This window comes from Oceanobacillus phoenicis, from assembly GCF_047238145.1.
GTDB lineage: Bacteria > Bacillota > Bacilli > Bacillales > Amphibacillaceae > Oceanobacillus.
The window spans coordinates 244,038-258,952 of record NZ_JBDFME010000002.1 but is presented as its reverse complement, the minus strand read 5'-3'; the positions used below and the strand labels follow the sequence as shown (position 1 = coordinate 258,952).

Here is a 14,915-nt window from a genome sequence, read left to right as displayed (position 1 = left end):
AGTATGGTAATAAATATTTTTCTTAATCATATCCTTTTGTTTTAAACAATTATATAAAGCTGTTTAATCAGTAGAAATACGACAAGTTGTAACTTGCCGTTTCTACTGGTTATACATGAAGTACTTGAAATTGTCCGTCACCTAACAATGTACGAATATAGTCAATTTTAACATTATTGAAATAAACAGAGTCCTTTTCACTTATTAAAAACTGAATGCCGTCTTCATTCATTATCAAATCATTATCTGATGCTGACTCCTCCAGAGCCAAGTGCAGCTTTGGACCACCTCAGCCAATGCCCATCGTCAAACGAACAAAGGGATTCTTTCCTTCTGCTACAAGTGGCTTTACTTCATCTTTAACTTTCGAAAGTGCAGATGGTGTAATCTTAACCATTTGGATTCCTCCTTCCTATTTAATCCATTTTATTTATCCCATAATTAAAATATATCCATCCATATTTTAATAGCGGTTCCTGCTATTAGTAATGCTAAAGTTACTTGTAACACCTTCGTATTTACTTTCTTTCCAGCATTTGCACCCAGTGGTGAAGCAATTAAACTAGCGATGATCATAATTGCTGCTGGGAAGTATTCAACTTGTCCTGTCGTAATTTTTCCTACTGTTGCCCCGATGGATGAGATAAATGTAATCGCTAATGATGAAGCAATTGTCATACGTGTTGGAATCTTAAGAACTACAAGCATAATTGGAACCAATAAAAACGCACCAGCTGCCCCTACAATTCCAGCTCCAACACCAACAATTAAAGCTAAAATAGCCGCAAGCCATTTGTTAAACTTTACTTGATCTAATGGAATATCATCAATACCTTTTTTAGGAACAAACATCATCACAGCGGCGATTAATGCTAATATTCCATAGGTTAGATTTATTCCACCTTCAGATAATAATTTTGAGCCGTACCCACCAATAAAACTACCTATAAGAATACTAACACCCATATAAGCAATAAGGGACTTATTTAAATAACCACCTTTTCGGTATGCCCAAACGCCGCCAATAGTTGCAAACAGTACTTGGACAGCACTAATTCCTGATACCTCATGCGCTGTAAATGCTGCTACACCGAGTAATGGTGGAATGTATAAAAGCATTGGATATTTAATAATAGAACCGCCTATACCTAGCATTCCTGAAATATAAGACCCAGCAAATCCAATTAAGAATATAGTGATAATAAAAGCAAAGTCCATTGATTCTCCCCCTTAAAGTATAGGGAACCATGTAAATCATGGTCCCCTTCTATTAACCTTTCTTAACCCAAAACTTTAATACGTCATTTTCTTCTGTATCCTTTAAAAGCTCATGGCCCCCAGATTTCGCCCATGCTGCTAGATCACTTTTTGCACCCTTATCTGTTGCGTGAACTTCCAAGATTTGGCCAGATTCTAATTCGTTCATTGCCTTCTTTGTTCTTACGATTGGCATCGGGCACGCCAATCCTTTTGCATCTAACACTTTTGTTACGTTCATTTATATTCCTCCGAAAATGAGTATTCATTCATATTGTGATATTAACTACTAACGTACCGCACAGCGGTTTGGTCCAATTTCCATTTCTCTTTGCTTCTCTTCTTCCGGTGTTACTTTACCCATATTTGTTTCACGAATTTCTTGATAAGCGTTCGGTTGAGGTGGCAAGTTTTCCGTCACTAATCTTCTAAATTCAGATTCATCTTCAATGTTTAGTCCGTGGTTCTTTGCAAATAGTGTCCCTAGTTTTTCAGCCACACTACCATCCACGTTTAATTCATCAATAATCATAAAGTGTGCTGGTAAAACAACTAATTCCTCTGATAATTCTCTATAGCGAGAATATAAGCTCTCTCTTAAGTCACCAACCCAGTCTTCAGCCTTCCCAGCTAAGTCAGGTCTGCCGATTGAATCGATGAACAAGATATCACCAGATAATAAGAATTTCTCATCTACGACAAAAGATGTAGAACCAATTGTGTGTCCAGGTGAATATAGTGCATGAATATCAATAGCAGTGTTACCGATTGTTACTACACTTCCACCTTCTAATGCTGCATATTCGAAGTTTACTACTTGAGCATCTTTCGGAGGCAACCAATATGTTGCACCTGTTTGTTCAGCAATTTTTCTTCCTCCTGAGATGTGATCTGCGTGAAGGTGGGTATCAAACACGTTTGTAATTTTTACCTCTTTACTTGTCGCGAAATCAATGAAAATATCTGTCATACGTGTTGCATCAATGATTGCAGCTTCCCCATTTGAAATAACCATGTAAGAAAGACAACCTTTCCCAATACGGACAAACTGATAAACTTCTCCACCATCTTTTAATTCCCCGACTTTAACGGGTTCTAAGTGCTCACTCCAAGCTTTCATACCACCTTGTAAATAAGACACTGTTAATCCTGCTTCAGATAGCATTTCTGCTACCATTACAGAAGAGCCTTCTTTGGCACAAACAACTAAGATTTCTTTATTAGAAGGAATCTTTTCTAGAATTTCTTCTACTCCATCTAAAAGTTCAAAATAAGGAATGTTGAAGTATTCAAAGTTTTCTCCTTCAATCTTCCAGTCTTCAAATGCATCTTCATTTCGAACATCTAAAATAAATAACTCTTCTTTATTAAAAACCTTCTGTGTCACTTCATGTGCTGTCATCATTTTTACAGTCATTCTTTTACCCCCTAAGGTATTATTTTTCACAAAAAAATTTCTTAGTTTTTTAAAGCATTTATAATACTACTTGGATCAAAACCTAAAACCCACGTACCATTCACTAGTTTTCTATTTTTGTTGTTTCTCCCGTCCACTGACTCATACCTGGTAATACATTAATTACATTTTCAAAACCACTATCCACCAATTTTTGTGCGGCTAAATCGCTTCTACTTCCAGTACGGCATACAACATAGATTTCATCTTCTTTTTTTAACTCGTTCATACGGTCTTCCAATTCCCCTAACGGGATTGAAACTGCACTTGGAATGTGATTAAAGGCATATTCTGCTGACTCCCTCACATCAAGAACCACAATATCTTCAGATAACTTTGATGCTAGTTCTTCATTTGTAGCAGTATTAGAATGTTGCTTTTCAACCGTTTCTTCATCGGATGATTTTCTTAAATAATGTTTTAGAGTGCCACCTTCCTCTAGTGTACCTAAATATTGGTGACCGGCACTGTTGGCCCACGCCTCGATATCAGCTTTTGATCCTTTATCAGTTGCTTGCACCTCAATCACTTGCCCTGCTTCTACATCTTTCATTGCTTTTTTTGTTTTCACAATCGGCATCGGGCAAGCTAGACCCTTCGCATCCAACACCACATTTACTTTGAATAAATCCATATCATAACCCCCTAATACCTATATAGGTATATTTGCATTCAAAAAAAATTATTCTGTTTCGCCTTCCCACGCTAGCATTCCGCCAGTCATGTTAATTACGTTAAATCCTTGGCCTTCTAAAAACTGTGCGGCACGACCACTTCTACCACCAGAACGACAAACCATAATATATTCCTTTGATTTTTCTAACTCATGCATTCGAAATTCTAATAAACCTAGCGGGATATTTAGTGCTCCTGTTATTTTCCCTTGTGCTACTTCATCAACTTCACGCACATCAATAATATTTAAATCTTTATTTTCTTCTACTAAATTTTGTAGTTCTTTTGTAGAAATTTCTTTCATACTTAAATTCTCCTTTCTTATTTAAATCTGAATTCTTATTATATAGAGAATAGGTATCAGTGTGTTAAGTACGCTCTCCCTCACACTGAATACTATTCACTCAGACTATCTCCAGGTATTCATGCCACCTTTAACATTTGTTACATTGGTGAATCCTAATTTCTTTAGAACTTTTGATGCTTTTTGACTTCTCATCCCACTTTGACAAATTACAACTACCTCTTTATCAGTTGAAAGTTCATATGTTGCTTTTTTCCCTAGTGTATGAAGTGGAATATTTTTAAAACCTCTAATATTATTCCCTTTAAATTCTGCTAGTGTTCGCACATCAACAAATTGCTTATTTTTATCTTTTAGTTCTGTTTTGAGTTCCGTTGTTGAAATATTTTTAATTCCTTTAACGGGAATAAATCGTTTTACAATAAAGAAGAATAATAACACATAAATAACATAATTTAAATATTCCATTTTATCGTCCTCCAACTAATGAAGAAAAAATCCATCATTTTTATATAAACAAGTTTACATTTCCATCTTCTGCGTCACCAAGATAAGCTGCAACCCCTGCATAATCAATACCCTCTAATAGTTCTTCTTTTTGAAGTCCTAATAAATCCATTGTCATTGTGCATGCTACTAGTTTTACATCCTGTTCCTTTGCCATTTCAACTAGATCTGGCAATGGCATTGCATTATGCTTTTTCATTACATCTTTAATCATCTTTGGACCGAAACCAGCAAAGTTCATTTTGGATAGTCCCATTTTATCTGCGCCTCTTGGCATCATTTTTCCAAACATTTTTTCCATAAAGCCTTTTTTCACTTCAATATTTTCATCTTTTCTTAGAGCATTTAGTCCCCAAAACGTATGAAAAATAGTAACTTCATGATCATAGGCAGCTGCACCATTCGCAATAATATATGCTGCCATTGCTTTGTCGTAATCACCACTGAATAGAACAATAGTTGTTTTTTTCTTTTCTGACATGTTAATCCCCCTATTTTGTGTGTTTATTTGTAATACTGTTACCCCTACGGGTATTTATAATAATAAAATAAAAAATGGGTGTCAACCCTTTTATTAAATCGTTACAAATCAACTGTGGCTTCCGTCTTACAAAACCTATAATATACCCTGATAGGTATTTTGTCAACAATGAATTCCTAAATAATTTATCATGTATTTAACCTGCAAAGATTCCTAGCTATCTATCTCTTTGTAATACTAGTAAAACTACAGGGACCAAAATCATGGAGATTATACCACTACCAACCGATAATGCAGTAAAACTTGAATTTGCGACAACAATACCTGATAGAGCTCCACCTGCTGCTCCTGCTAAAGCAACTAAAACATCTACCATCCCCTGTATCTTTGCACGGTTTGATGGAGTAGTTGCATCGATCACCAAGGCGGTTCCACTAATTAATCCAAAATTCCATCCTAATCCTAGTAAAATTAATGCCATCGTAAGATAGGTCATAGAATCAGTTGGTGCATAGGCAGCCAGTACACCGGCAAATAATAATGTAATACCTGAAGCAATTGTCATCAAATCACGCCCTATTTTATCGACAAGCATTCCGGTTACAAGCAAAGGAAGATACATGGATCCAATATGAAGACCAATAATCAATCCAACTTCACTCAATTCATGGCCATGCTCTCCCATATGCTGGACACATTATCGGCATAGCACGGTAAGGAATTCAAGATTAGAATACCTTCAGGACTTGCTGAAACAAGGTGAAACAAAGAAGAACCCCTCCCCCCTATATTAGCCGTCACGGGTGGGGTTCATTTTTTATGAAATTCTTAAAATCTGTACTATCTTAACAATGAACATTTTGATTTATTTATCTTAATTTCCATTTTTTCCAATAAAGCCAATAACATTACTGAATAATCACTGAACACTTTCAGCTATTGCGATAAAAGGATCCCTGTTTATGTCAGGCCCCCCTACCTATTCCAAGAATAGCCCATTTGGTTCCTTAATGAGGATCATAAAACCTTCCATATTGGATAACGAACCCCCATTTCCATTAATAATTACAGTTTCTTTTGTTTATTAGGCACATATTTGCAACGTATCTGATTAAACCCAACACACACATTCACTACCAATTAAAATGAATTCGACTAAAGAATAAGATATGGCAACCATGATCAGTGAAGCCAATCATTTATTTAAAAGGACATTTATTACTAAGAAGTAAACAAAAGTTTTTTTACCCACAATAGAAATAAGCAAATATTATAAGAATTCTCTTATTAAATAGAAAAACCGACATGCATCAGTGAACGTCTGTTTTTTATTATTTTATTTTATTATAACCCATTTACTTATGGGCAAATTTCTAGTAGTCTATATATAAAAAGGGGTCCTACCAACAAAACGCGGAAAACATACGCTAAGCAAATTTCGACATGAAGAAAGCCGATTTTTCCTACGCTAAGGATTCAACGGCTTTTAGTATTATTGAATAAGAGGGCGTAGTGAATGTAGACTTGCTACTTTACTTGCATCAAAGTTGTATTCACCAAGAAAATTAATGTGTTCCCATCCTAACGGAGAAACATGATTAAGTAAATCTTCTCTCAAATTCCCTTTTTCCTTCAATAATTTCGTTGCTTCTGTGAGATAAACAGTATTCCATACGCTAATTGCGTTTATTAGAATATTTAAAGCACTTGCACGTTGTAGTTGGTCTTGTATTCCTCGTTCTCGTAACTCACCTCGTTTTCCAAAGAATAAGGCTCTTGCTAACCCATTCATGGCTTCCCCCTTATTTAGTCCTCGCTGAATTCGACGGCGTAGTGTTTCGTTAGATATGTAATCCAAAATAAAAATGGTTTTTTCGATTCTCCCCATTTCTCGCAAAGTAATTGCAAGTTTATTTTGTCTCGCATATGACCCTAATTTCCCCATAATAAGTGAACCAGACACTTTTCCTTCTCGAATAGAATAAGCTACACGCAATACGTCATCAAAATTCTCTTGAATAATTTTAGTATTTATACGACCACGGAGTATATTTTCTAGTTTTGGGAATTCATTCGGCTTTTGGATGGTGAAAAGCTTAGAGTCAGCTAAATCACGTAGCCTTGGTGCAAAACGAAATCCTAGTAAATGACTCAATCCAAATACTGAGTCGGCGTAGCCAGCTGTATCTGTAAAATGCTCTTCAATATTTAAATCTGTCTCATGATGAAGTAATCCATCGATAACGTGTACAGCATCACGAGCATTGGTATTAATGACTTTCGTATAAAAACTTGAAAATTGATCACTGGTAAATCGATAAATGGTTGCCCCTTTTCCAGACCCATAGTGTGGATTGGCATCGGCATGTAACGATGAAACACCAACCTGTACGCGCATCCCATCAGAGGAAGAGGTACTTCCATCCCCCCAATAGGAAGCTAGTTTAAGCTTATGTTGAAAATTTACTAATGTAGCTTGTGCACGACTTATAGCATCATCGAATAAACGCCATTGCGCTGCATTAGCCATTTGATGATAGGTAACTCCTGGTGTCGCTTCTGCCATTTTAGTAAGTCCTATGTTAGTTCCCATCGCCATGAGAGCAGCCATGAGAACTACTTTTTCCTCTCCCTTTGGTGGGCGATTGGTTGATGCATGTATCAACATTTTATCAAATCCTGTCCAGTGTGCTACCTCCATTAAAAGATCAGTGAGCTTTATTCTTGGCAACATATTATATAAAGACAGGCTAAAAGCTCTCGCTTCTTCGGGTGTATTCTTCTCCAAACGGTCCACTCGGATCTTAGCCTTTTCGATATTTACTCCTTCTAGAGAATCAAGATTATTTGAAACCCATGTAAGGCGTTGAGCTAGTGACTTTCTTCTTTCCTCAAGATATTCATCTGCCGATGATCGAACAGCTAGTTTAGTTTCCGTAAGACGAGTTTTTGTCCAATCTTCTTTAGGAACAAGATACTCTTCAAAATCTTTATGAAGTCTACTACCGACTACGGATATGTCGCCTGAACGAATATGATTTTTCAACTCTGTTAGTGCAGCCATCTCATAATAGTGCCGGTTAATTATTCCATCATCACCGTAAACATGCTTCTTCCAACGTTTGGGAATAAAATCTACCGGGGCATCATTTGGAATTTTTCTTTTACCAGATTCATTTATTTCATTTAGCGTTTTTAGGGCTTGTAATAATGGTTCTGTACCTTGTGTAGAACGAAATTCAAGAGATTTAAGAAAAGTAGGAGTATATTTTCTTAGATAAGAAAACCGATTTTCTAACAAATCTAGATAATCGTAATCCATCGGTCGGGCTAATTTTTGGGCTTCTTCAACGGAAGAAACAATTTTATCCCATGGCATAATCATTTCAATAGCATTAAATGGATCGAGCCCTTCATTTCGTGCTTGAATAAGTGCAGCACCAATATCTGCAAAATGCACGACTTTTTCATTCACTGCTTTTCCATTTTCTTTTTGCATTTCCTCTTGTGTTTTACGACCCTTTGATTGTAAAATCATCATTTGTCGATCATGAATTTCAATTGCTTGGTCAATTAGATCTTGGCTTAGTGTTACTAGATAGGCAACAAGAATTGCATATTTCTTCATTTCTTTAAATCTTCGAAATGAGTGTGGTTCATACCGTGCTCCAATACGAGATAATTGAAGTAACCGATTGGGATGGATTTGTTCTGTATTTATTTCTAATTTTAATTCTCGAATATATTCTATGCGCTTTATTACTTTTAAAAAGGCTTCAGGTGAAGATTGGCCGGGAAGCTCCCTCAGCCATGCTAAAGGGGTTTTTCTATTGTCTACAAATGGATCTATAAGTTTATCTAACTTTTGTTTTTGCCATTTGGAAAGAGTACAAGTTAATGATTTAAAAATCCTTTCCTCTGCTCGTTGACGAGTTTCCCAAACAAGTCTTTCTATAGTAGTCATGCCAGGGAGAATAATTTTCTGATTACGTAGTTCTTCTTGTACTGTACGAAGAAGATACATTGAATTTCCATTTTGAAGGGCATGATTCAAAAGAAAATGAGCTGCCTTGCGATAGTTCCCTAAGGAGAAATTTTGATAACCATAAACTTGGCGGATTTCTTCCATATGCTCATGTTTAGTTGGCTCTCGTTGGGCATATAAAGAAAATGAATTAGGATTAACATCAATTTGGCTAGCTATGTATTCTATTATGTAATCTGGAATAGGTCCAACATCTGAAAGGGACCATCCAGGATAGCGTAGAACACATAATTGAATAGCAAAGCCTAATCGATTATGAGCTCTTCTGTGTCGTTTAATAATTTCAAGGTCATATTGTGAAAAAGTATAATAAGTTTCTAGTTCACTTTCACTCATATCAGCTGGAATTCGTACAAATTCCGTTCTTTGATCTTCTGTTAGTAATTCTTTCCCTCTCATGCTACAACTCCTTGCTAGATATCTTTTTCTTTTCTAGATAACGATATAAGGTTGTCGCTCCAATCCCTGTTGCCGTCTTAATTTGAGATAAAGAGTAATCTTTGCTTTCATACATTTTTATAGCAAGTTCTCTTTTCTTTAAGTCAACCTTCGGTCTGCCCCCGTTTCTTCCCCTAGCTCTAGCAGCCGTCAATCCATCCTTCGTTCGTTCACTAATAATATCTCGTTCTAATTCTGCTATGCTGGCTAACATTCTGAAAAAGAACCGTCCCATAGCAGTTGTGGTATCGATCTTGTCTTGTATGGAAATAAAATGAATTTCCTTTGATTCGAAATATTCCATAAGCTCAATTAAATGTTTGGTACTACGACTAATACGATCTAATTTATAAACAATGACCGTATCACCTTTACGTAAAACTTTAAGCAGTTCATCTAATTGAGGTCGATTTTTCATTTTTCCTGATTCTTTTTCTTCAAAAATTTTATCCACTCCGTAGTGAGCTAATGCATCGAGTTGTAATGTTAATGATTGATCTTGTGTACTTACGCGTGCATATCCAAATTTCAACACAAATCTCCCCTTTTCTAATATGTTAACTATACCAAAAAGGGGTTTTAAATAGATATATTGGTCTTTTGATTTTGGTTATATTTTTGGTTATGTATTTAAGTTGTTTTTAAGGTTTTTAGAGAAGTTCTCTATTTATAACCAAAAACGGTCGTTTTCGGTATTGTTTCAAAATAGACATATGGCTATTTTTAGATTGAAAAGAATATATATGTCACCTTTTAGTAAAGATTGATAATTACCAATGCAGGTATATTATTAAAAAGAGTTCTAAATGATTGAGGCCACTGAAAAACTAACGTTTTAGATTTATGGTGTCGGAAAAAGATAAAAGAAAAGGGGTCTGTCCGTTCAGAATTGAACGGACAGACCCCTTTTTTCCTTGCTTTTATTCCTTTGGTTCGTTCATTAGTCTGATAATTCGTTTCAAGTTCACTGTGAAAATCGACATTGCTCCCTGCATTTCCATGCCAACGAGACCCGAGGAAGATGCCACATCATACCCGTGTCTGTGTTTTAGTTCACTATTTTTCGCTTCAATTTTGTAACGTTCTTTTGCTTTTTCACGAAAATGAGGACTATCCTGAAAGACTTGCTGCTCCATATGTTCGGAGGATTTAATTGTGACGGAGTAAGTCTTTCGACTTCGCCCCCTCTTTATAACACCCATCCCGAAGCGGGCAGACCTTACACTTTTCCACATCAAAATAATAAGTATAACTTTGATTCGATGATTTCTTACCAGTACGTGCTTTCCGTATGGCCATATTTCCTGCCTTACAAACATACATGCCGGCATCCTTATTGAATTCAAACTCATTTTCTTTCTGACGTACTCCTTGTGTAATGAGTGGATGTAGCTTTGACACTAATTCTAAATCATTTTGGTTTGCGTATTGGATATTGTATTTTTCCGAGTAAGCTGTATCTCCAATAACACACTTCACATTCATGCCTGTACTTTGCGTATTTTCAATTAATGTCTGTAGATATTTCCCATCATTCTTTTCTCCAGTAGTGACAACCGCAGCTGTAATCACTCGTTCTTCACTCATAGCGATATGTGTTTTATATCCAAAGAAAGAGGTATCGGCCGATTTATGCCCTTTTCGGGCATCAAGATCATCGGAGGAAGGCAGGTTCTCTACGTGATCTTCCACTAGTTCTTTTAAGTAATTTAGCTTTTCTTTCACTTTCGGATAGCTGGATACAGCCTCTTCTTGGTCCAACACTTCAATAAGTTCCTTATTGTATTGAAGTTCATCAGCTAAATTCTCAGTAACGCTCTTCGAAGGAAATTTTTCTTTCAAACGTTCGTCCACCTGGTAAACAGCTTTACGCAATAGCTTTGATTTTTCCCTCAGAAATTCGATCGGTGATTTCTGGTTAAAACGTGCTTTTGTATGGGTGGCATCAACGATGATGGAATTACTCGCAATAAGATCTTTTTCCAGAGCTAACTTCACTGATTTCTGAATTAACATGTCCAGTAACTGTGTATCCTTTAGTCGTAATTTCCGGAACTTGGTTAATGTGCTTGAATGAATAACTGGGTCTTCTGGTGCCATTTCTAAAAAATATTTGAAGGACATATCATATTTCGAACGCTCGACGACATCAACATCAGACAAATCGAAGATTGTCTTAAGTAATAGATATTTAAAAAGACGAATAGGAGGGACAGCGTTTCGACCGTTATCCAAACAATATTTATCTCTTAATTCTTCTAAAATAAAAGAGAAGTCCACCAGTTCGTTTATTTGTCGAAGCATATTGTCTTTGGGTACTACTAAATCGTATATTGCCATGAAGGGACTAAGATTAAGCGACTGTTGATCAGAAATCATATGTACCACCACCACTAAAAATTGTTGCTTCCATTATACATGAAAATAACAACGAGGGTTTTCTCGATTTCATCGAGAAAACCCTCGTTAATTAGAATTTGGACTTTTTCAGTGGCCTCAAATGATTAGAACCCTTTTTTACATATTATTCTTTTACACGCATGAGCCGCAAACTGTTTAATGCTACTAGAAGAGTTGCCCCCATATCTGAAAGGATTGCAATCCACAGTGTTAACCAACCTGGGATAACCAATAGCAATGCAATAAATTTAATTGAGATAGCAAAGGTAATATTAGCCTTGATGATGTTTAATGCTTTACGGCTTAGTTTCACCGTAAATGGAAGCTTTCTTAAATCATCTCCCATTAAAGCAACGTCCGCTGTTTCTAGTGCTGTATCGGTACCAGCTCCCCCCATTGCAATCCCTACTGTCGAAGCTGCTAAGGCAGGAGCATCATTTACACCGTCACCAACCATAGCTACTTTGCCATACTTGGCACGCAATTGTTTAATGAAATTTAATTTATCCTCTGGCATTAATTCCGCCTGCACATTAGATACACCAACATGATTACCGATAGCCATAGCTGTACCTTGATTATCACCTGTAAGCATAATCGTTTCTTTGATTCCTGCTTTGTGTAACTTTTGTATCACTTCTTTACTTGAATCTCGAACTTCATCTGCAACTGCAATAACAGCCAGAATTTCTATCTCTGTTCCTACAATCATTGCGGTTTTACCTTCATTTTGCAGTATCGATACTTCTTTTTCAAACTTTTTATCGAAAGTTATTGAGGATAACTCTTTAAAGAGCTTTGGACTACCAATATAATAAGTAACCCCATTTATAATTCCTTTAATTCCTTTACCTGTAATAGATGAGAAATCCTCTACCTGTACGTCAGCATAATTGATACGCTCCAATTCAGCTTTTTTCATGATTGCTGATGCAAGAGGGTGTTGTGAGCGATATTCTAAAGCTGTAATGATGGACAATAATTCTTTTCCATCTGTTTGTGCGTTTAACAATTGATAATCAGTTACAACTGGAACACCTTTCGTTAATGTTCCTGTTTTATCAAAAGCAATTGCTTTTAATGAACCAATTTCTTCAAGATAAACGCCACCTTTAACTAATACACCTTTTTTAGCCGCATTCCCAATAGCGGAGACAATTGAAATAGGGGTGGAGATAACTAAAGCACATGGACAACCAACTACTAGAACAGCTAACCCTTGATAAACCCACGTTTCCCAACTTCCATCAAAAAATAATGGAGGCAGGACGGCTACTAAAGCAGCAACGACCATAATAATAGGTGTGTAGTATTTTGCAAACTTATCTACAAATGCTTGTGCTGGAGCGCGTTCTCCTTGTGCTTCTTCAACAAGATGGATTATTTTAGAAATTGTTGTATCCTCAACTAATTTTGTTATTTCAACTTCTAATAAACCTTCTTCATTCAATGTCCCTGCAAAAACTTCATCATCAATTGCTTTTCCTATTGGGACAGATTCTCCTGTGATTGCTGCTTGATTGACTGATGAATGCCCCCTCACAACGACACCATCCATCGCTATCTTCTGGCCAGGTTTAACAATCATGATATCACCTACTGCAATATCATCAACATGTATCATTAATTCTTGACCATTTCGTCTAACAAGAGCTTCTTTTGGTGCAATGTTCATGAGAGAACGAATTGAATTTCTTGCTCTATCCATGGAGAATCGTTCAAGCTCTTCACTGATAGCAAAGAGAATAACAACAAGTGCAACTTCTCCCCATTCACCAATAATGGCTCCACCTATAACAGCTACAGTCATTAGGGTTTTCATGTCAAACTCTAAACGTAATAAGTTTTGAAAACCAACTTTAAAGAGTGATAACCCTCCTACCAACATGGACGCTAAAAATAATAACGTTGTAAGGATATTATCTTCTCCATTTACAAAATAAGACAAATAACCAAACACAAGAAATGCAACTGAATAAAGCAATTTACTATACTTTTTATAAAATGGAACTTTTTCTCCTTTATCCTCTTTGGCTGTATTTTGAGACGTTTGATTGGAATTTTCTGGTGTTACCTTTAGGCTTTCAAATGATCCAGCTTTTTCTAATTCCTCAACTGAAGCTTTACCGAATACTGAAATTTTAGAAGCACCAAAATTCACTTTCGCATCTTCAACTCCTGGAATTTCCTTTACGTTTCTTTCGAATTTCCCAGCACAATTTGCACAAGTAAAGCCTTGAACACGATAAACACTTTTATCTTTTTTCAAATTTTCCTCATTCACGGTTATCTACTTCCTTCCCATGAACAATTGCTGTTGTCACAAGCATTTTGACATGTTCATCATCTAAAGAATAAAAGACTAACTTGCCTTCTTTTCTACTCTTAGCAATTCCTAGGTTACGTAGATGGCGTAAGTGGTGAGAAACTGTAGCCATAGTTGCATCGATAATATTCGCTACGTCACATACACATAATTCATCTTCTTGAACCAATGCATAAGCTATCTTTAGCCGTGTTTCATCTGATAACGCCTTGAAGATGTTTGCCACTGGTGCAAGATTTTCTTGTTCCACAATTGAACTGACACGTCTTACCTTTTCTTCGTCATAACAGAAAATTTCACAAGTATCATGTGTTTGTTTAACTTTTTGAGCCATAAGTTCACCCTCATTCAAATAATTATTTGATTATAACTACATTCTAATACTCATTTGATTAATCTGTCAATAAAATAATCAAATGAGTATTTAAATATTTTTTCTAATTAAGAATTTTAGTTTAGAAGCCGATTTTATTTTGTCGTTTATATTTTCTTTGTTGCATTGTATCTATGTATTTTAAAAAGATTTTGACATTATATATTAGCTGATGCTAATATGTTCCAGTGAACATATAAATTTTAATGAATAGGAAAGGAAGGTTAATGTGGAGACAAACAAATTAGATATCAAAGTGAAATTAATACATGGCTTCTCGAACAAAACGAGATTACTGATTCTGGAAAGCATTAAAGAGAACGAAAAGACCGTATCTCAAATTGTAGAAGACATTAATGGCAATCAATCGAACATCTCACAACATTTAGCATGTCTCAAAGGTTGTGGAATTATTGTAGGTAGAAATGAAGGAAAATATTGTTATTATCGTCTGAGAAATGATCATATAAAAGAATTACTCACAATGGTTGATGTAGTATTGAGCGATGTTGAAAAGGATATAACATGTTGTGATAATCATATTTTATAGTAACTAAGGTTGAGGTTAATAATGAGAAATTTACCGTTATTATTAATTATTTTATTGATTCTTACTTCTTGTGGTTGGAGTATAGTACTGGGAAGCAGAGTGA

Annotated in this window: 13 protein-coding genes and 2 pseudogenes; 1 reads left to right on the top strand and 14 read right to left on the bottom strand. The window is 35.8% G+C overall.

What is annotated here, in order from left to right; genetic code table 11:
* Window positions 1–109: 109 nt before the first annotated feature.
* The 14 genes and pseudogenes from ABC346_RS21115 to ABC346_RS21050 form a co-directional block, all read right to left on the bottom strand.
* Window positions 110–271: a hypothetical protein gene (locus ABC346_RS21115; protein WP_413236677.1), complete on the bottom strand. Its 162-nt coding sequence runs from the start codon at window positions 269–271 to the stop codon at window positions 110–112.
* 170 nt (window positions 272–441) lie between these two features.
* On the bottom strand, window positions 442–1,218 hold the full coding sequence (locus ABC346_RS21110; protein WP_413236676.1) for a sulfite exporter TauE/SafE family protein: 777 nt from the start codon (window positions 1,216–1,218) through the stop codon (window positions 442–444).
* Window positions 1,219–1,270: 52 nt separating this feature from the next.
* Window positions 1,271–1,498 carry a sulfurtransferase TusA family protein gene (locus tag ABC346_RS21105; RefSeq protein ID WP_413236675.1) on the bottom strand — a complete coding sequence of 76 codons (228 nt, stop codon included), beginning with the start codon at window positions 1,496–1,498 and terminating at the stop codon, window positions 1,271–1,273.
* A gap of 48 nt (window positions 1,499–1,546) precedes the next feature.
* Window positions 1,547–2,674, bottom strand: a complete 1,128-nt coding sequence (locus ABC346_RS21100) for an MBL fold metallo-hydrolase (RefSeq protein ID WP_413236674.1) — start codon at window positions 2,672–2,674, stop codon at window positions 1,547–1,549.
* 103 nt (window positions 2,675–2,777) lie between these two features.
* A complete protein-coding gene (locus ABC346_RS21095) occupies window positions 2,778–3,347 on the bottom strand; it encodes a sulfurtransferase TusA family protein (RefSeq protein ID WP_413236673.1) in 570 nt (189 codons plus the stop codon).
* Between the two features lie 48 nt (window positions 3,348–3,395).
* On the bottom strand, window positions 3,396–3,692 hold the full coding sequence (locus ABC346_RS21090) for a rhodanese-like domain-containing protein (protein WP_018930932.1): 297 nt from the start codon (window positions 3,690–3,692) through the stop codon (window positions 3,396–3,398).
* A 105-nt stretch (window positions 3,693–3,797) separates the two neighbouring features.
* A complete protein-coding gene (locus tag ABC346_RS21085; RefSeq protein WP_413236672.1) occupies window positions 3,798–4,160 on the bottom strand; it encodes a rhodanese-like domain-containing protein in 363 nt (120 codons plus the stop codon).
* Between the two features lie 40 nt (window positions 4,161–4,200).
* Window positions 4,201–4,680 (bottom strand): DsrE/DsrF/DrsH-like family protein, encoded by a 480-nt coding sequence (locus tag ABC346_RS21080; RefSeq protein WP_018930934.1) that lies wholly within the window; start codon window positions 4,678–4,680, stop codon window positions 4,201–4,203.
* Between the two features lie 217 nt (window positions 4,681–4,897).
* A pseudogene (locus ABC346_RS21075) lies at window positions 4,898–5,368 on the bottom strand (MFS transporter); the annotation flags it as partial.
* Between the two features lie 804 nt (window positions 5,369–6,172).
* Window positions 6,173–9,124 (bottom strand): Tn3 family transposase, encoded by a 2,952-nt coding sequence (locus tag ABC346_RS21070; RefSeq protein ID WP_317958569.1) that lies wholly within the window; start codon window positions 9,122–9,124, stop codon window positions 6,173–6,175.
* 1 nt (window position 9,125) lies between these two features.
* The gene (locus ABC346_RS21065) at window positions 9,126–9,695 is read right to left on the bottom strand and encodes a recombinase family protein (protein ID WP_317958568.1); all 570 of its coding nucleotides are present in this window, start codon (window positions 9,693–9,695) and stop codon (window positions 9,126–9,128) included.
* Between the two features lie 388 nt (window positions 9,696–10,083).
* Window positions 10,084–11,542, bottom strand: a pseudogene (locus tag ABC346_RS21060) (IS1182 family transposase).
* Window positions 11,543–11,687: 145 nt separating this feature from the next.
* Window positions 11,688–13,847 carry a heavy metal translocating P-type ATPase gene (locus ABC346_RS21055; RefSeq protein WP_317958567.1) on the bottom strand — a complete coding sequence of 720 codons (2,160 nt, stop codon included), beginning with the start codon at window positions 13,845–13,847 and terminating at the stop codon, window positions 11,688–11,690.
* Entirely contained in the window at window positions 13,840–14,223 is a 384-nt protein-coding gene (locus ABC346_RS21050; RefSeq protein ID WP_105101351.1) for an ArsR/SmtB family transcription factor, read from the bottom strand. Before ABC346_RS21050 ends, ABC346_RS21055 begins: the two co-directional genes overlap by 8 nt.
* 268 nt (window positions 14,224–14,491) lie before the next feature.
* On the opposite strand from ABC346_RS21050, the gene ABC346_RS21045 reads away from it, so the two are divergent.
* Window positions 14,492–14,812, top strand: a complete 321-nt coding sequence (locus ABC346_RS21045; RefSeq protein WP_317958566.1) for an ArsR/SmtB family transcription factor — start codon at window positions 14,492–14,494, stop codon at window positions 14,810–14,812.
* Window positions 14,813–14,915: the final 103 nt, after the last annotated feature.

Bases quoted from the DNA above. Each gene is read 5' to 3' on its own strand.
- ABC346_RS21110 (WP_413236676.1), bottom strand. From the start codon at position 1,218: ATGGACTTTGCTTTTATTATCACTATATTCTTAATTGGATTTGCTGGG.
- ABC346_RS21105 (WP_413236675.1), bottom strand. From the start codon at position 1,498: ATGAACGTAACAAAAGTGTTAGATGCAAAAGGATTGGCGTGCCCGATG.
- ABC346_RS21100 (WP_413236674.1), bottom strand. From the start codon at position 2,674: ATGACTGTAAAAATGATGACAGCACATGAAGTGACACAGAAGGTTTTT.
- ABC346_RS21095 (WP_413236673.1), bottom strand. From the start codon at position 3,347: ATGGATTTATTCAAAGTAAATGTGGTGTTGGATGCGAAGGGTCTAGCT.
- ABC346_RS21090 (WP_018930932.1), bottom strand. From the start codon at position 3,692: ATGAAAGAAATTTCTACAAAAGAACTACAAAATTTAGTAGAAGAAAAT.
- ABC346_RS21085 (WP_413236672.1), bottom strand. From the start codon at position 4,160: ATGGAATATTTAAATTATGTTATTTATGTGTTATTATTCTTCTTTATT.
- ABC346_RS21080 (WP_018930934.1), bottom strand. From the start codon at position 4,680: ATGTCAGAAAAGAAAAAAACAACTATTGTTCTATTCAGTGGTGATTAC.
- ABC346_RS21070 (WP_317958569.1), bottom strand. From the start codon at position 9,124: ATGAGAGGGAAAGAATTACTAACAGAAGATCAAAGAACGGAATTTGTA.
- ABC346_RS21050 (WP_105101351.1), bottom strand. From the start codon at position 14,223: ATGGCTCAAAAAGTTAAACAAACACATGATACTTGTGAAATTTTCTGT.